This is a genomic window from Streptomyces sp. NPDC002076, from assembly GCF_053593835.1.
The window spans coordinates 58,659-74,150 of sequence record NZ_JBSFDI010000026.1 but is presented as its reverse complement, the minus strand read 5'-3'; the positions used below and the strand labels follow the sequence as shown (position 1 = coordinate 74,150).

Here is a 15,492-nt window from a genome sequence, read left to right as displayed (position 1 = left end):
AATGATGTCTTAACAAAGTATTGACAGCAGGCGCCCCAGGGACTTGGATCGCGTCCCAACGCAACAGCGTCCCTTCCCCCGTCGCACGCACAGTGAGGTGCAGGAAAGATGGACCGCTCTTCCCCCTCCCGCTCCCGGAGACTCGTCCCGGTCGTGGCGGTTGCCGCCGCGGCGGCCCTGACCCTCGCCGGCTGCGCCAGCAGCCACGGCGGCAAGAAGGCCGAGGAGGCGGCCCAGAACGCCTCGGCGGGCAAGGCCAACACCCCGCGCATGACCGTCGCCCTGGTCACGCACCAGGCGCCCGGTGACACCTTCTGGGACACCGTCCGCAAGGGCGCCGAGGCCGCCGCCGCCAAGGACAACGTCAAGCTCGTCTACTCCGCCGACCCCAACGCCGGCAACCAGGCGAACCTGGTGCAGAACGCGATCGACCAGAAGGTCGACGGCATCGCGGTCACCCTGGCCAAGCCGGACGCGATGAAGAGCGTCATCGGCAAGGCGGAGCAGTCCGGCATACCCGTGGTGGGCCTGAACTCGGGTCTGAGCGACTGGAAGAGGCTCGGGCTGCTGGAGTTCTTCGGGCAGGACGAGAGCGTGGCGGGCGAGGCGTTCGGCGACAAGCTGAACACCACCGGCGCCAAGAAGGTCGTCTGTGTCATCCAGGAGCAGGGCAACGTGGGCCTCACCCAGCGCTGCGACGGGGTGAAGAAGACGTTCAAGGGCACCACTGAGACGCTGTATGTGAACGGCACCGACATGCCGTCCGTGAAGTCGACCATCACGGCCAAGCTGAAGCAGGACAGCTCCATCGACACGGTCGTCACCCTCGGCGCGCCCTTCGCCCTCACAGCGGTGCAGTCGGTGGGCGACGCGGGCAGCAAGGCCAAGGTGGCCACCTTCGACCTGAACAAAGACCTGGTGAAGGCCGTTCAGAGCGGCTCGATCGAGTTCGCCGTCGACCAGCAGCCCTACCTGCAGGGCTACCTGGCGGTCGACGCGCTGTGGCTCTACAAGAACAACGGCAACTACAGCGGCGGCGGGGTCCAGCCGGTGCTGACCGGCCCGGCCTTCGTCGACAAGTCCAACGTCGACAAGGTCGCCGAGTTCGCCGCGAAGGGCACCCGGTGATGAGCATGGCCCAGCAGGCTGAACCGGCCCTCGGCAGGCCGCCGGCGTCCGGCCCCGAGCAGAGCGACGGCCGCACCGCACGCCGCCCGCTGGCGCTGCGGCTGCTGGCCCGCCCCGAGGTGGGCGTCTTCCTCGGCGCCGCCGCCGTACTGGTCTTCTTCCTGATCGTCGCGCCCTCGGTCCGCCAGGGCAGCTCGATGGCGACGATCCTGTACCAGTCCTCGACCATCGGGATCATGGCCCTGCCGGTCGCCCTGCTGATGATCGGCGGCGAGTTCGACCTCTCCGCGGGCGTCGCCGTGATCACCTCCGCGCTGACCGCGGCCATGCTCAGCTACCAACTGACCCTGAACGTGTGGACCGGCGTGATCGTCGCCCTGGTCGTCTCGCTCGCGGTCGGGTTCTTCAACGGCTGGATGGTGGTCAAGACGGGCCTGCCCAGCTTTCTGATCACCCTGGGCACCTTCCTGATCCTGCAGGGCGTGAACCTGGCCGTGACCAAGCTGGTCACCGGCAACGTCGCCACCGACGACATCAGCGACATGGACGGCTTCGACCAGGCGAGAAAGGTCTTCGCCTCGTCCTTCGACGTCGGCGGGGTGCAGGTGAAGATCACCGTGGTGTGGTGGCTGGTGTACGCCGCGATCGCGACCTGGGTGCTGCTGCGCACCAAGTACGGCAACTGGGTCTTCGCCGTCGGCGGCAACAAGGAGTCCGCGCGGGCCGTCGGTGTCCCGGTGGCCTTCACCAAGATCTCGCTGTTCATGCTGGTCGGTTTCGGCGCCTGGTTCATCGGCATGCACCAGCTGTTCTCCTTCAACACCGTGCAGTCCGGTGAGGGCGTGGGCCAGGAGCTGATCTACATCGCGGCGGCGGTGATCGGCGGCTGTCTGCTCACCGGTGGCGCGGGTTCGGCGATCGGCCCGGTCTTCGGGGCGTTCATGTTCGGCATGGTCAACCAGGGCATCGTGTACGCCGGCTGGAACCCGGACTGGTTCAAGGCCTTCCTGGGCGTGATGCTGCTCGGCGCCGTCCTGATCAATCTGTGGGTCCAGCGCACGGCGACCCGGAGGTAACCGATGAACGACAACAAGACCCACGGCACCGTCGTCCAGGACGCGCCGCCCGCCGCGGAGGGGCTGCTGGTCGAGCTGCGCGGGGCGGGCAAGTCCTACGGCAACATCCGCGCCCTGCACGGCGTCGACCTCAAGGTCCACGCCGGTGAGGTCACCTGCGTCCTGGGCGACAACGGCGCCGGCAAGTCCACCCTCATCAAGATCATCTCCGGGCTGCACCAGCACACCGAGGGCGAGTTCCTCGTCGACGGGCGACCGGTGCGCTTCTCCACCCCGCGCGAGGCCCTGGACAGGGGCATTGCGGCGGTCTACCAGGACCTGGCCACCGTGCCGCTGATGCCGGTGTGGCGCAACTTCTTCCTCGGCTCCGAGATGACACGCGGTCCCTGGCCCCTCCGGCGCCTCGACATCGCGCGGATGAAGAAGACCGCGGACGAGGAACTGCGCCACATGGGCATCGTCCTGGACGACCTGGAACAGCCCATCGGCACCCTCTCCGGCGGCCAGCGCCAGTGCGTGGCCATCGCCCGCGCCGTCTACTTCGGCGCCCGCGTCCTCATCCTCGACGAGCCCACCGCCGCCCTCGGCGTCAAACAGTCCGGCGTGGTGCTCAAGTACATCGCCGCCGCCCGCGACCGCGGCCTCGGCGTCATCTTCATCACCCACAACCCCCACCACGCCTACATGGTCGGCGACCACTTCAGCGTCCTGCGCCTGGGCACCCTGGAACTGTCCGCCTCCCGCGCCGAGGTCAGCCTGGAGGAACTGACCAACCACATGGCCGGCGGCGCCGAACTCGCCGCCCTCAAGCACGAACTGGCCCAGGTACGCGGCGTCGACACCGAGGAACTCCCCGAGGAGAGCGACCTGACCGCACCCGTCGCGCCCTCTGCGGAAGGAACCCCCTGACCATGGCCACCCCCACCCCGCTGGACCGTATCCGGGTCGGCTCGGCCCCCGACTCCTGGGGCGTCTGGTTCCCCGACGACCCGCGGCAGGTGCCCTGGGAACGCTTCCTGGACGAAGTGTCCGAGGCCGGCTACGAGTGGATCGAACTCGGCCCCTACGGCTACCTCCCGACCGACCCCGCGCGGCTCAGGGACGAGGTGGCCCGGCGGAACCTGAAGGTCTCGGCGGGCACGGTCTTCACCGGGATGCACCGCGGCCCGTCCGTCTGGGCCAAGACCTGGGCGCACGTCAGCCAGGTCGCCGCGCTCACCCAGGCGATGGGCGCGCGGCACCTGGTGGTCATCCCGTCCTTCTGGCGGGACGACAAGACCGCCGAGATCCTGGAGCCGCCGGAGCTGACCGCCGAGCAGTGGGCGCACCTGACCAAGGGCATGGAGCGGCTCGGCCACGAGGTCAAGGAGACGTACGGCCTGGACATCGTGGTCCACCCGCACGCCGACACCCACATCGACACCGAGGACCACGTCGAGCGCTTCCTGGACTCCACCGACACCGAGCTGGTCAACCTGTGCCTGGACACCGGGCACTACGCCTACTGCGGCGGGGACAGCGTCAAGCTCATCGAGACCTACGGCGAGCGCATCGGCTATCTGCACCTCAAGCAGGTCGACCCGGACGTTCTCGCCGAGGTGATCGCCGGCGAGGTGCCGTTCGGACCGGCGGTGCAGCGCGGGGTGATGTGCGAACCGCCGTCCGGCGTGCCCGAGTTGGGGCCGGTACTGGAGGCCGCGCAGCGGCTCGGCGTTGAGCTGTTCGCGATCGTCGAGCAGGACATGTATCCGTGTGAGCCGGACAAGCCCCTGCCGATCGCGGTGCGGACGCGGCGGTTCCTGCGGTCCTGCGGGGCCTGAGGCGGTTTCCTTCGGCACCGGGCTCACGTCGTGGGGCCCGGTTCCTGCGTACCGGCAACGGATTCGGCCAGGATGCGGCCGGGAACAACCGGGGGCACGCGGCCGTTGTCGGGACGACGGGGGATGCCCGCGGAGACGGGAGGACGAGATGACCAAGGCCAGTGAACCCCGGGAGATCGCGCAGGACACCATCGACGCGGCGGTGCTCCGCCGCACCCGCTTCGGCTCGCTGCCGGAGCGGATACGCCCGGAGGACACGGTCGAGACCAAGCCGGCCACGGTGCCGGACCCGGCGCGGGACACGTACAACCCGGACGAGTGGCTGATCCGCTACTGCGGCTGAGACACGGATACGGCGCCGGGCGCAAGCCCGGCGCCGTCCGGTTGCCTCAGACCTGTCGCACCTCGGCGATGGTCACCGGCCGGTGCTCGCGCAGCGACAGGGTGCAGGCCTCCGCGACCCAGCCCGCCTCCAGGGCGTCCTCGACGGTGCAGGGGGAGGGGCGGGTGCCGGCGACGACCTCGGTGAACGCGGAGAGTTCAGCGCGGTAGGCGTCCGTGAACCGGTCCATGAAGAAGTCGTGCGGGGTGCCGGACGGGAAGGTCACACCGGGTTCGACCGAGCGCAGCGGGAGCTTGTCGTCCAGGCCGACGGCGATGGAGTCGGCGAAGCCGTGGAGCTCCATGCGGACGTCGTAACCCCGGGCATTGTGGCGGGAGTTGGAAACCACAGCGATGGTGCCGTCGTCCAGGGTGAGGATCGCGCCGGTGGTGTCGGCGTCGCCCGCCGCCTCGATGTAGTCGGCGCCCCGGTTGCCGCCGACCGCGTACACCTCGGTGACCTCGCGGCCCGTCACCCAGCGGATGATGTCGAAGTCGTGCACCGAACAGTCCCGGAAGATGCCACCGGAGGCGGCGATGTACGCGGCCGGCGGTGGCGCCGGATCCAGGGTCGTGGAGCGGACCGTGTGCAGCTTGCCCAGCTCGCCCGCCTGAACGGCGGCGCGCGCGGCGGTGAAGCCCGCGTCGAAGCGGCGGTTGTAGCCGATCTGGATCGGCACCTCGCTGTCGCGCACGGCCTTCAGCACCTCGACGCCCTCGTTCATCGTCTTCGCGACGGGCTTTTCGCAGAAGACCGGGACTCCGGCCTCGACGCCGGCCAGGATCAGGGCGGGGTGGGCGTCGGTCGCGGCCGCCACCACGATGCCGTCCACGCCGGCGGCCAGCAGCGCCTCCGGCGAGTCCACGACTTCGGCGCCGAACCGCTCGGCGGCGGCCTTGGCGGCGTCCGCGAACGGGTCGGTGACGACGAGCGACTCGACGGCGTCCAGTCCGGAGAGGGTCTCGGCGTGGAAGGCGCCGATGCGGCCGAGGCCGAGGATTCCGATGCGCATGGTGCTCCTTGTGTACGAATGTTCCGTCAGGGAAGTCAGTCGAGTCCGCCGAGAACGTTCTGGTCCCAGTCGATCACCGACCCCGTGACCACCCCCGACCGGTCGGACAGCAGGAAGACCACGAAGTCGGCGATCTCCTCCGGTTGGCCCAGCTTGCCCATCGGCAGCTTCGCCGCGGCCTGCTCGCACCAGTCGTCGCCGGCCCCATGGAAGGCGCGCTGGGTGGCGTCCTCGCCCTCCGTCGCGGTCCAGCCGATGTTCAGGCCGTTGATCCGGATCCGGTCCCAGCGATGGGCGTGCGCGGCGTTGCGGGTCAGGCCCACGAGGCCGGCCTTGGCGGCGACGTACGGCGCCAGGAACGGCTGGCCCCCGTGCGCCGACGAGGTGATGATGTTGACGATCGTGCCGGGCGCCTTGCGGGCCACCATGTCGGCGACCGCCGCCTGCATCGCGAAGAACGGCCCCTTGAGGTTGATCGCGATGTGCGCGTCGAACAGCTCCGGGGTCGTGTCCAGCAGCGTGCCCCGGGAGGTCAGGCCGGCGGAGTTCACCAGGCAGTCGATGCGGCCGTAGGCGTCCACCACCTCGGCGACCGCCGCCCTGGCCTGCTCGGCGTCCGCCAGATCGGCACGCACGAACCTCGCTTTGCCCCCGGCCGAGGCCAGTTCGGCGACCAGCGCCTCACCCGGCTGGGTACGGCGGCCGGTGACCGCCACCACGGCGCCCTCCCGGACGGCCGCTCGCGCGATCGCGGCACCCACCCCCTGGCTGCCGCCGTTGACCAGGACGATCTTCTCCCGGAGGAGTCCGTCGAGAAGTCCCATGACCTGCCCCGCCCTTCCTCAGCTCTCTCGTCGTTCGGCAGCGGCCCGCAGCTCCGCACGGAGCCGCTCCGGGGCCCACCCCTCGCGCACCGCCCGCCGCAGCAGGTCCGCCTGCGCCGGCGGGGCCAGACCGTCGACCGGTGGGTCGCTGTCCAGGTTGGTCGGGAAGGGATAGCCCTCGGCGCTCGCCGCGATCACGTTCTCCAGCCACTCCTCGCCGGCACCTTGGGCCGCCCGCCGAAGCAGCACCGGGAACACCGCGTTCGCCACCGCCTCCCGGTCCACCGTCTCCATCGCGCGCCCGAGGGCCGAGGACACCTGGAGCAGATTTGCCGTGCGCCGCACGTCCGCCGTGCGGTTGGTGCCGGCGGCGTGGAAGAGCGCCGGATTGAAGAAGGCCGCGTCGCCCTTGGCGAGCGGGAGTTGCACGTGGTTCCCCTCGAAGTACGCCTGGAACTCCGGGAGCCGCCAGGCCAGATAGCCCGGCTCGTACCGCTGCGAGTACGGCAGATTGAGCGTCGGGCCCGATTCCACCGGCATGTCGCAGTGGGCGACCGCGCCCTGGAGGGTGAGCACCGGGGAGAGCCGGTGCACATGCGCCGGGTAGGCGGCAGCGGCCGCGTTGCTCAGGAAGCCGAGGTGGTAGTCACGGTGCGCGGTCTGTCCCACGCCACCTGGGTTGACCACGTTGACCTGCGAGGTCACCTGGTAGCCGGGGCCCAGCCAGGCCGCGGAGACCAGGGCCAGTACGTCGTTCGCGTAGTAGTCGGCGAACGCCTCCGCGTCGTACAGGGCCGTCTTCTCCAGCGCGTTCCACACCCGGTCGTTGGCGCCCGGCTTCGCGAAGTGGTCGCCGGCGGTGGCCCCGGAGGCCCGCTGCTCGGCGATCAGCGCCTCGAACACGGCCGTGACCCGGTCGACGACCGCCGGGTCCGGGTAGGCACCCTGGACGACGACGATGCCGGGACCGTCGGCGAACGCCCGCACCAGCTCGGCCCGCAGCGCGTCCCGGCCCCCGGTGGCGCGCAGCCGCTCACCCTCGTAGACCAGGACGTTCTCCGTCACCGAGGCGGCGTGCGGGTAGTCCGCGAGGCGGGTCGTCCGGTCGATCAGGGCGCGGAAGGCGTCCAGGTCGCAGTCCTGCTCGGACAGCCAGGCACGTCCTGGCACGGAGACGACGGACATCGGTGTCCTTTCGATCACGGCTTTCGGCCACGGCGACGACGCGATCCTGTCATTCTTGTCATGACAAACCCCTCGAACAATCAGCAGCCGGCCATCAAAAACCCCTCAAGGAGCAGGCCCATGGGCCACCCGTTCCCGATCCGGGAGATCGCACGTCAGGCGGGTCTCAGCGAGGCCACGGTGGACCGTGTGCTGAACCGCAGGGGAGGGGTGCGCGAGAGCACCGCGCAGGAGGTGCACCGGGCCATCGCCGACCTCGACCGGCAGCGCACCCAGGTGCGGCTGGTCGGCCGTACCTTCATGCTCGACATCGTGGTGCAGGCGCCGGAGCGGTTCAGCACCGCCGTACGCGCCGCCCTGGAGGCCGAACTGCCGTCCCTGCACCCGGCCGTGGTGCGCTCACGCTTCCACTTCCGTGAGACCGGTCCGGCCGCCGAGCAGGTCAGGACGCTGGACCGGATCGCCCGGCGCGGCTCCCAGGGCGTGATCCTCAAGGCGCCGGACGTCCCCGAGGTCACCGCCGCCGTGGGGCGGCTCACCGCGGCCGGCATCCCGGTCGTCACCCTGGTCACCGACCTGCCCGCCAGCGGCCGGATCGGCTACGTCGGCAGCGACAACCGGGCCGCCGGTGCCACCGCCGCCTATCTGATGGGACAGTGGCTCGGCGACCGGCCCGGCCATGTCCTCACCAGCCTGAGCAGCGGTTTCTTCCGCAACGAGGAGGAGCGCGAGATGGGGTTCCGCAGCGTGATGCGGGCCCGGCATCCCGAGCGCACCCTGGTGGAGATCGCCGAGGGGCAGGGCCTGGACGCCACCCAGTACGACCTGGTCCGCGCCGCCCTGCAACGGGACCCGGAGATCCGGGCCGTGTACTCCATCGGCGGCGGCAACAACGCCACCCTGCGCGCCTTCGCCGACCTCGGCCGGGCCTGCGCGGTGTTCATCGCCCACGACCTCGACCACGACAACACGCGACTGCTGCGCGAGCACCGGCTGTCCGCCGTGCTCCACCACGACCTGCGCCAGGACATGCGGGAGGCCTGCCACCTCGTGATGCGGGCGCACGGGGCGCTGCCTCCGGCCGGCGCGGCGCTGCCGTCCGCGATCCAGGTCGTCACGCCGTACAACATGCCTGCGCCGACAGCCGAGTGAAGGGGGCGATCCGGTGACCCGCACCGAGCACGTGGAGATCGAGGGCACACCGATGGTGGCGACCCTCGTACCGGGCGGCGAGATCGGTCTGCTGGCCCTGCACGGCAGCAACGAAGGGGGTACGGCCGAACTCGCGGACCTCGTGGCCCGCCGCTGCGGCGCCACCAGCCTCGTCTTCACCCAGCCGGGGGTACGGCAGCCCGTGCACATCCCGTCCGCGCGCATGGCGGCCGACCACTGCGTGCTGCTGCGGGAGTTCCTGGAGCGGGTCTCCGTCACCGTCTCCCTGCACGGCCACATGCGGTCCGAGGCATCGCACACCGTCTTCCTCGGCGGCGGCAACCGGGCCGCGGCCCGTGTCCTCGCCGAGGCACTGGCCGCCGAGGCCCCGCAGTTCCCGGCCGTCACCGACCTGGCGGCCATCCCGGCCGACCTGCGCGGCGTGCATCCCAGGAACCCGGTCAACCTGAGCCGCCTGGGCGGGGTCCAGGTGGAACTGCCGCTCCTGGCCCGCACGAGCGGGGGAGCGGACATTCCGCCGGGGGTGGTGGCCGAGGCGCTGACCGCTGGAGTCAGGAGGCTGAGCGGGCAGGCGCCCCGAGCGGTCGCGCCCCAAAGGGGCGCCGGGAACTGCTCGACCAGCCACGACGGCGCGGCAGACGCATGACGGCACACTGCGGCACCCGCGACCGCGACCGCGCCTCACAGATTGATCGCGTAAGCCTTGCGCAGCGTCTCGTGCACGGTCCACGTCGTACGATCGCCCGCGCGCAGCACCGCCATGTCGCCCGGCCCCACCGTCAGCGTCGGCCCGTCCTCGACCTCGATCGTCGCCGAACCGCTGATCACGACGAACAGTTCGTCCGCCTCCGTGTCGGTGACCACGCCCGGCGTGATCTGCCAGATCCCACGGATCTGGCGGCCGTCCGGGGACTCCCAGAGCACCTTCCCGGTGACCTCCGGGTCGCCGGAGACGATCTGCTGCGGGTCGAGGGGCTCGGGTTGGAGGTCGGCGTCGGGGATGTGGAGGGCGAAACTGTGCGTCATGCGGCGAGCCTAGCCAGCGCCGGCCTGTGCCGAAGTCGACAGAGTGTGGGGCATCGGGGCTGGTGGGAGGACACTTCGTCGGTCCGTGCGGACTGGCGGGGCGGCGCGGCACGGGTGATCGTGGGGGACATGGCTGACTCCACGGCGGTCGGCGCGGCACAGCCCCGGCGGCAGAGCACACGCGAGGCCGTCCTGTTCGGGGGTGTGTACGGCGCCGTGCTCGCCAGCTCGCTGGTGGCGGCGCTCACCCAGTACGGGCACACATCGGCGAAGGTCCGTGGCTATGACGCCGCCTGGGTGCTGGTGACCGCGCTCGCCTCCGCCCTCGCCCACGGCTACGCCCACTACATCGCCGAACGCACTCCGCACCGCCGCTGGGACGTGCTGCGCTCGATGTCGGGGGAGTGGCCGCTGGTCGTGGCCGTGCTGCCCACGGTCTTCCTGCTGGTGGGCGCCTACTGGCACTGGTGGCCGGCGAAGGGCGTCGAATACGTGGCGTTCGCGCTCAACACCCTGATCCTGTTCGCCCTCGGCCTCCTCACCGCCCGCTGGTCGGGGCGGAGTTGGCCGATGGCGGTCCTCATGGGACTCGGGGACGCGCTGCTCGGCCTGATCGTGGTGGTGGCGAACGCGCTGATCAAATAGGGCACGTCTCAGGCGTGCGGCGGCCGGACCTTCCCAGGCGCACGGCGGACCGCGCGGCCAGCCCCCGCGGCGGCGCGTGTGCGGTGCTGCCCGCGGTTCATCGGCGATCCCCGCGGCCGGCGGTCCGCACCCCGTCCAGCGCGATGGCGAGCACCCGGTCGCGCTGGGCGTCGTCGTCGAAGGCCGTGGCCGTGATTCCGGCGACCATCCGCAGCAGATCGACGAAGTCCATGTCCGCCCGGGCCACGCCCGCCCGCTGGGCGCGCTCCAGCAGCGGCCCTCCGGCGGCGTACATCGAGTCGCGGCAGCTCTGGAAGATCTCCGACTCGTCGTTCAGCGCCTCGCGCACCGCGCGCTTGGTGACCATGTAGCCGGCGAACCGGTCCAGCCACGCCGTCAGGGCCTCCCAGGGCTCCAGGTCCGCCACCTCCACGGCCGCCTGGCACAGGACGTTGACCTCGTCGGCGTAGACGCTCTCGAACAGGTCGCGGCGGGTGGGGAAGTTCCGGTACAGCGTGCCGATGCCGACGCCCGCGCGACGGGCGATGTCCTCCAGGGAGGCGTCGGAGCCGTGCTCGGCGAACGCCTCGCGGGCGGCGGCGAGCAGGGCGTCGTAGTTGCGGGCGGCGTCCTTTCGGTGCGGCCGGCGGGCCGCCACGATCTCGCCGACGGGGAACGGCGTGGCCGTCACTGCTGCCTCCCAGGGGGAATCGAGGAACCGGAGGATTGCATCCGCTTCAGCTTGAACCGGAGGTGCGCCTCCGCTAGAGTGGAGGAGTACCTCCACTTTAGCAGTGCGGGGGCGACCGCGCCCTGGGCAGACGTGCCCGGCAGCACATGCCCCCTTCTCCCATCCACAGCGCTCCCCCTCGGAGAGGCTCGCTCATGCCCCGCAAGTCCACTCGCCTCACCTTCGCGGTCCTCGCGACCGGTGCGGGCGTGTTCTCCATGCTCCAGTCGCTGATCGCGCCGGCCCTGCCGACCGTCCAGCACGCCCTGCACGCCTCTCAGTCGACCGCGACCTGGGTGATGACGGCCTATCTGCTGTCCGCCTCCGTCTTCACCCCGATCCTCGGCCGGGTCGGCGACCTCGTCGGCAAGAAGCGCACGCTCGTCGGCGTCCTGCTCGCCGTCCTCGCCGGCTGTCTCGTCGCCGCGCTCGCCCCGAACATCGGGGTCCTCATCGTCGCCCGGGTCGTCCAGGGCGCCGGCGGCGCCCTGTTCCCGCTGTCCTTCGGCATCATCCGCGACGAGTTCGCGCCCGGTGAGGTGAGCGGCAGCATCAGCAACCTCTCCGCGGTCATCGCCGCGGGCGGCGGGGTCGGAATCGTGGCCGCCGGACCGATCGTCTCCGCGCTCGACTACCGCTGGCTCTTCTGGATCCCCGTGGCGATCGTCGCCGCGACGGTCCTCATCGCCGTGGCGTACGTCCCCGAGTCGCCCAAGCGGGCCCAGGGCAAGGTCAGTTGGTACGGCGCCACGCTGCTCTCCGCGTGGCTGGTGGCCCTGCTGCTGCCGCTGAGTCAGGCCGGGCAGTGGGGCTGGGGCTCGCCGAAGGTGCTCGGCCTGTTCGCCGCCGCCGTCGTGCTGTTCGCCCTGTGGCTCACGGCCGAGGCCCGCTCCCGCACCCCGCTGATCGACCTGCGCGTGATGCGGCTGCCCGCGGTGTGGACCACCAACGCCGCCGCCCTGCTCTTCGGCGCGGGCATGTACGCGATCTGGTCCTTCCTGCCGGGCTTCGTCCAGACGCCGTCCGCGGCCGGTTACGGCTTCGGTGCGAGCGTCACCGCATCGGGCCTGCTCATGCTCCCCATGCTGCTGGCGATGTTCCTCTCCGGCGTCCTCTCGGGCCGCCTGGAGCCCCGCGTCGGCGCCAAGGCGCTCCTCACCACGGGTGCCGCCCTCGGCGCACTGGCCTGCGGCTTCCTCACCCTCTGGCATGACGCCCAGTGGCAGATCGCCGTCGTGGCCGGGCTGTTCGGCCTCGGCATCGGACTGGCCTTCGCCTCCATGGCCAACCTCGTCGTCGGCAGCGTCCCGCCCGAGCAGACGGGCGCCGCGACCGGCATGAACGCCAACATCCGCACCATCGGCGGCTCCATCGGCGCCGCGCTCACCAGCGTCCTGGTCACCGGCCGCCTCCAGCCCTCCGGCCTGCCCTACGCCTCCGGCTACACGCACGGCTGGGCCCTGCTCGCCCTCCTCTGCCTGGCCGCGGCCGGCGCCGCCCTCCTCGTCCCGGCCCGCCGCCAGGGCCGTACGACGGTCCCCGCCGCGACGGGCACGACACGAGCACCCGCCCAGGTGCGGTAGGGTTGACCTGCGTGATCACACGGGACACCCCGGGTGAGACCGCAACGGGACGTGGCGCAGCTTGGTAGCGCACTTGACTGGGGGTCAAGGGGTCGCAGGTTCAAATCCTGTCGTCCCGACTCGAAGGCCACTTCGTAGTCGCAGGTTAGAGCCCTGTTTCGCATCAGCGAGACAGGGCTCTTGATCGTTTCCAGACCTTCTCGTGTCACATTTGGTCCCAGACCCTTCGGTAATCAGCGTCACCACAAGACATCGGACAGATTGGCTGATTGCGAAGGTGGCCTACGCCGCCGAGAGGGGCTGGATGCCGCTGTGTCAGGTTCCTCGCGACCACGGTCAGGGGGGCGAATGCACGTTGTGATTCGGATCGAGAGCGAGCACCAGGAGGAAGATTTCCGGTCGCTGGAGGGGGTGGTTGCGTCAGGAGCCGACCGTCCGCCGAGCAGCTACGGTTTCGTTGCACTCGCAGGCTGCGGCACCCGGATCCATGGGTGGTCTCATCGACAGCCTTGGCCTGATCACCAGTAACGGATGGAGTGCGGCATCCTTCGCTCTCTCCCTCGTGACCTGGCGGCAGACCCGCCCACGGCCTTCGAAGATCATTATGAGACGTGGCGACGTAGAGATCAGTCTGACGGACGCGACCGAGGAAGAAGTCCGGCGGCTGGTGGACGCATGGGAGCAAACGGACGAGACCTCCTCCCCGTCGTGAGCGCACTGCCCGATCCAGCTCTCTCACGGGCTGTTCTTGCAGGCGTCAGCTGCTACTCGAAGCTTGAATCCCTGCCGGCTGTCGCCAACAACCTCAAGGATCTTGCAACTGTCCTGATGAGCCCGCTCTCGTGGGAGTTGCCCGCCGAGCACTGCACGGTCGTGGCCGAACCGGGTACCTCCCATGCCGGCTGTCGGATCCGACCACCGCGTCCGCCTCGACCGACTGGGAGTCGATGACGCCCGCACTCGGCTCCGGATCCCGCCCCGCCCGCTCGCGCACTCGGCGGCGGAGCCGGTCGTGGAACTCCCGGACCAGACCGTGATCGCGCCAGCGTCGGAAGAACGCATAGACCCGGTCCCACGGCGGGAAGTCGATCGGGATCGCCCGCCACTTTGTGCCGTTGTCGACGAGGTAGCGGATCGCGTTCAGTATCGCTCGGTGGCAGTATGCCTCCGGCTGGCCGCCCCGGCCCCGCAGCCGGCCCGGCACCGGCAGCAGCGGCCTGACCACCGCCCACTCGGCGTCCGACATGTCGGTCGGGTAGCGGCGTTGGCGCGCCCCGTGGTCGCCAGCGTTCCCGAACCTGTGCGCCAGGCAGTCACACGCGAAAGTGACCGATGTGGACTCCGCTCCCACCATGCCGTAGAACCGCGGCAACAGGGCCTCCTGGACAGCTTGTTGGCCTAGACACCCTTCGAGCTACCAAGACGCCCTGTTCTTATGCACGGCAGTTGCCACGATCACCCCATCGGGACCCCGTCGTGGCCCTCAAGATGGGCACGACGACAGCCAGTCAGGCAACGGCGCGGGCCGACACCGGGTCTGCATTCCTCCGGCTACCTGCCGTCCGCTGCCCTGGAGCGGGCCTCCGACTGACCCTGGCCCGCCGCGGCCACAGGTTCGCGCCTGGCATCGCCCCGTGCCGTGACCGGCTCCGGGTGCTCCCATGCCTCGGGCAGCAGCAGCACGGCCAGGTTCGCCGCTGCCACGAGCACCGCACCTGCCAGCAGTGGTGCCGAGGTGCCGAGGAGGGTGGCAACCGGAACGGCCACGGCCAGGCCCAACGGGCGGGCGGCAAAAGAGATCAGCGCGTCGAAGGAGCCTACCCGCCCGAGCACCTCCTGCGGGATGCGGCGCTGGATGGCGGTCTCCCACAGCGGGCTGAGCACTCCTAGGCCGAACATCGCCAGGAAGTACGCAGACGCCGCCCAGGGCAGCGCCAGTCCCAGCCCGAAGGCCGCCAGCGGCAGCGCGAGGACGGCCGCGCCCACGGCCACGCCGACCAGCGGGCGGCGCATCGGCATCCGTCCTGCGGCAAAAGCACCGACCAGCATGCCGACGGTCCCCAGCTGGGCCACCAGGACCCACGCGCCGTCACCGCCCATGCTCCGGACAGCGATCAGCGGTCCCAGGGTGAGCAGGAAGCCAGCCGCCAGATGCCATACTCCATGGCCCAGCACATTGGTGAGGAACCAGCGGTGGCGCCGGGTCTCGGTCCAGCCTTCGCGCAACTGCGCCCGGAACCCCGCGTGGCCGCCGTCGGCCGGCCTGGTGGCCCGGCGGGTGTGCAGGCCGCCCAGGGTGGTCGCAGAGCCGATGAAGAGCGCGCCGGTCAGTAGCGAGGACCAGCCGGCGCCGAGCATCAGCATCATGCCGCCCGCCGTAGCAGGGCCGGCGGTCTGGGCCAGGCCGGTGGCGACGTCCAGCCGCGAGTTCAGCCGCAACCGCTGGTCGGCGTCGACGGTCGCCGCGACCAGGGTGCGGACCGCTGGGGTGCCGAAGGCGACCGCGGCGCCGGTGACCGCGGCGAGCACGGCGAGGTCGGGCACCCGGACCAGGCCGCAGAGCAGCTCCGCGCCGATCGCGGTCTGCGCCGCGCCCCTGAGTAGATCGGCAGCGAGCACGACCCGCTGTGGCGGGAAGCGGTCCGCCAGCACGCCGGCGACCGGCAGCAGCACCAGCATGGGCAGCAGTTCGCATGCCAGCACCAGGCCCAGATCCCCTGCCGAACCCGTCGAGCCTGCGGCGTGTCCTCGAAGCAGCGCGAGCGTGAGCGTGGTGGGTATCAGCGCGGTGGCCAGCGCCGCGCAGGTACGGCCGACCAGCAGTCGGCGCATGGGTTGCGTCATGTACGCATAGTATTTCGCCAGCTAATCATTTGGCAACGAAATATAAGTTGGCGTAGCATACTGA

General features: G+C 70.6%; 17 protein-coding genes and 1 tRNA gene. 11 read left to right on the top strand and 7 right to left on the bottom strand.

Annotation, left to right across the window (positions count from 1 at the left end):
* Window positions 1–108 precede the first annotated feature (108 nt).
* The 5 genes from ACWCQS_RS38280 (at window position 109) to ACWCQS_RS38260 (ending at window position 4,367) form a co-directional block, all read left to right on the top strand.
* A complete protein-coding gene (locus ACWCQS_RS38280) occupies window positions 109–1,128 on the top strand; it encodes a sugar ABC transporter substrate-binding protein (RefSeq protein WP_451008760.1) in 1,020 nt (339 codons plus the stop codon).
* Window positions 1,128–2,204 carry an ABC transporter permease gene (locus ACWCQS_RS38275; protein ID WP_451008759.1) on the top strand — a complete coding sequence of 359 codons (1,077 nt, stop codon included), beginning with the start codon at window positions 1,128–1,130 and terminating at the stop codon, window positions 2,202–2,204. Before ACWCQS_RS38280 ends, ACWCQS_RS38275 begins: the two co-directional genes overlap by 1 nt.
* Window positions 2,205–2,207: 3 nt before the next feature.
* The gene (locus ACWCQS_RS38270; protein ID WP_451008758.1) at window positions 2,208–3,113 is read left to right on the top strand and encodes an ATP-binding cassette domain-containing protein; all 906 of its coding nucleotides are present in this window, start codon (window positions 2,208–2,210) and stop codon (window positions 3,111–3,113) included.
* Between the two features lie 2 nt (window positions 3,114–3,115).
* Complete coding sequence (locus ACWCQS_RS38265; RefSeq protein WP_451008757.1) at window positions 3,116–4,024, top strand: sugar phosphate isomerase/epimerase family protein; 909 nt, start codon at window positions 3,116–3,118, stop codon at window positions 4,022–4,024.
* 148 nt (window positions 4,025–4,172) lie between these two features.
* The gene (locus tag ACWCQS_RS38260) at window positions 4,173–4,367 is read left to right on the top strand and encodes a hypothetical protein (protein WP_388626804.1); all 195 of its coding nucleotides are present in this window, start codon (window positions 4,173–4,175) and stop codon (window positions 4,365–4,367) included.
* A 46-nt stretch (window positions 4,368–4,413) separates the two neighbouring features.
* Here ACWCQS_RS38260 and ACWCQS_RS38255 read toward each other — a convergent pair whose 3' ends face one another.
* Genes ACWCQS_RS38255 through ACWCQS_RS38245 form a run of 3 tightly spaced genes read right to left on the bottom strand, consistent with a single transcriptional unit; the run spans window position 4,414 to window position 7,427 of the window.
* Entirely contained in the window at window positions 4,414–5,418 is a 1,005-nt protein-coding gene (locus ACWCQS_RS38255) for a Gfo/Idh/MocA family protein (RefSeq protein WP_451008756.1), read from the bottom strand.
* A gap of 35 nt (window positions 5,419–5,453) precedes the next feature.
* Complete coding sequence (locus ACWCQS_RS38250; protein WP_451008755.1) at window positions 5,454–6,242, bottom strand: SDR family oxidoreductase; 789 nt, start codon at window positions 6,240–6,242, stop codon at window positions 5,454–5,456.
* Window positions 6,243–6,260: 18 nt separating this feature from the next.
* Window positions 6,261–7,427, bottom strand: coding sequence for a phytanoyl-CoA dioxygenase family protein (locus ACWCQS_RS38245; RefSeq protein WP_451008754.1), 1,167 nt, complete (start codon window positions 7,425–7,427; stop codon window positions 6,261–6,263).
* 120 nt (window positions 7,428–7,547) lie between these two features.
* On the opposite strand from ACWCQS_RS38245, the gene ACWCQS_RS38240 reads away from it, so the two are divergent.
* Complete coding sequence (locus ACWCQS_RS38240; protein WP_451008753.1) at window positions 7,548–8,579, top strand: LacI family DNA-binding transcriptional regulator; 1,032 nt, start codon at window positions 7,548–7,550, stop codon at window positions 8,577–8,579.
* Window positions 8,580–8,592: 13 nt separating this feature from the next.
* On the top strand, window positions 8,593–9,246 hold the full coding sequence (locus ACWCQS_RS38235; RefSeq protein WP_451008752.1) for a poly-gamma-glutamate hydrolase family protein: 654 nt from the start codon (window positions 8,593–8,595) through the stop codon (window positions 9,244–9,246).
* A 35-nt stretch (window positions 9,247–9,281) separates the two neighbouring features.
* Here the strand turns inward: ACWCQS_RS38235 and ACWCQS_RS38230 are convergent, their stop codons facing one another.
* Window positions 9,282–9,626, bottom strand: a complete 345-nt coding sequence (locus ACWCQS_RS38230) for a cupin domain-containing protein (protein ID WP_451008751.1) — start codon at window positions 9,624–9,626, stop codon at window positions 9,282–9,284.
* Window positions 9,627–9,755: 129 nt separating this feature from the next.
* On the opposite strand from ACWCQS_RS38230, the gene ACWCQS_RS38225 reads away from it, so the two are divergent.
* Entirely contained in the window at window positions 9,756–10,271 is a 516-nt protein-coding gene (locus tag ACWCQS_RS38225) for a hypothetical protein (protein ID WP_451008750.1), read from the top strand.
* 97 nt (window positions 10,272–10,368) lie between these two features.
* Here the strand turns inward: ACWCQS_RS38225 and ACWCQS_RS38220 are convergent, their stop codons facing one another.
* Window positions 10,369–10,962, bottom strand: a complete 594-nt coding sequence (locus tag ACWCQS_RS38220) for a TetR/AcrR family transcriptional regulator (RefSeq protein WP_388626790.1) — start codon at window positions 10,960–10,962, stop codon at window positions 10,369–10,371.
* A gap of 194 nt (window positions 10,963–11,156) precedes the next feature.
* Here ACWCQS_RS38220 and ACWCQS_RS38215 point away from each other — a divergent pair, with 194 nt between their 5' ends.
* The 3 genes from ACWCQS_RS38215 (at window position 11,157) to ACWCQS_RS38205 (ending at window position 13,296) form a co-directional block, all read left to right on the top strand.
* The gene (locus tag ACWCQS_RS38215) at window positions 11,157–12,584 is read left to right on the top strand and encodes an MFS transporter (protein ID WP_451008749.1); all 1,428 of its coding nucleotides are present in this window, start codon (window positions 11,157–11,159) and stop codon (window positions 12,582–12,584) included.
* Window positions 12,585–12,629: 45 nt separating this feature from the next.
* Window positions 12,630–12,703, top strand: a tRNA-Pro gene (locus tag ACWCQS_RS38210).
* A gap of 296 nt (window positions 12,704–12,999) precedes the next feature.
* On the top strand, window positions 13,000–13,296 hold the full coding sequence (locus ACWCQS_RS38205; RefSeq protein ID WP_451008748.1) for an effector-associated constant component EACC1: 297 nt from the start codon (window positions 13,000–13,002) through the stop codon (window positions 13,294–13,296).
* Between the two features lie 93 nt (window positions 13,297–13,389).
* On the opposite strand, the gene ACWCQS_RS38200 is transcribed toward ACWCQS_RS38205, so the two are convergent.
* Window positions 13,390–13,830 carry a transposase gene (locus tag ACWCQS_RS38200; protein WP_451008747.1) on the bottom strand — a complete coding sequence of 147 codons (441 nt, stop codon included), beginning with the start codon at window positions 13,828–13,830 and terminating at the stop codon, window positions 13,390–13,392.
* A 305-nt stretch (window positions 13,831–14,135) separates the two neighbouring features.
* Window positions 14,136–15,428, bottom strand: a complete 1,293-nt coding sequence (locus ACWCQS_RS38195) for an MFS transporter (RefSeq protein ID WP_451008746.1) — start codon at window positions 15,426–15,428, stop codon at window positions 14,136–14,138.
* Window positions 15,429–15,492: the final 64 nt, after the last annotated feature.

Coding starts and splice junctions, on each gene's coding strand:
- ACWCQS_RS38270 (WP_451008758.1), top strand. CDS start 2,208: ATGAACGACAACAAGACCCACGGCACCGTCGTCCAGGACGCGCCGCCC.
- ACWCQS_RS38245 (WP_451008754.1), bottom strand. CDS start 7,427: ATGTCCGTCGTCTCCGTGCCAGGACGTGCCTGGCTGTCCGAGCAGGAC.
- ACWCQS_RS38265 (WP_451008757.1), top strand. CDS start 3,116: ATGGCCACCCCCACCCCGCTGGACCGTATCCGGGTCGGCTCGGCCCCC.
- ACWCQS_RS38215 (WP_451008749.1), top strand. CDS start 11,157: ATGCCCCGCAAGTCCACTCGCCTCACCTTCGCGGTCCTCGCGACCGGT.
- ACWCQS_RS38275 (WP_451008759.1), top strand. CDS start 1,128: ATGAGCATGGCCCAGCAGGCTGAACCGGCCCTCGGCAGGCCGCCGGCG.
- ACWCQS_RS38250 (WP_451008755.1), bottom strand. CDS start 6,242: ATGGGACTTCTCGACGGACTCCTCCGGGAGAAGATCGTCCTGGTCAAC.
- ACWCQS_RS38255 (WP_451008756.1), bottom strand. CDS start 5,418: ATGCGCATCGGAATCCTCGGCCTCGGCCGCATCGGCGCCTTCCACGCC.
- ACWCQS_RS38230 (WP_451008751.1), bottom strand. CDS start 9,626: ATGACGCACAGTTTCGCCCTCCACATCCCCGACGCCGACCTCCAACCC.
- ACWCQS_RS38260 (WP_388626804.1), top strand. CDS start 4,173: ATGACCAAGGCCAGTGAACCCCGGGAGATCGCGCAGGACACCATCGAC.
- ACWCQS_RS38225 (WP_451008750.1), top strand. CDS start 9,756: ATGGCTGACTCCACGGCGGTCGGCGCGGCACAGCCCCGGCGGCAGAGC.
- ACWCQS_RS38200 (WP_451008747.1), bottom strand. CDS start 13,830: ATGTCGGACGCCGAGTGGGCGGTGGTCAGGCCGCTGCTGCCGGTGCCG.
- ACWCQS_RS38240 (WP_451008753.1), top strand. CDS start 7,548: ATGGGCCACCCGTTCCCGATCCGGGAGATCGCACGTCAGGCGGGTCTC.
- ACWCQS_RS38280 (WP_451008760.1), top strand. CDS start 109: ATGGACCGCTCTTCCCCCTCCCGCTCCCGGAGACTCGTCCCGGTCGTG.
- ACWCQS_RS38195 (WP_451008746.1), bottom strand. CDS start 15,428: ATGACGCAACCCATGCGCCGACTGCTGGTCGGCCGTACCTGCGCGGCG.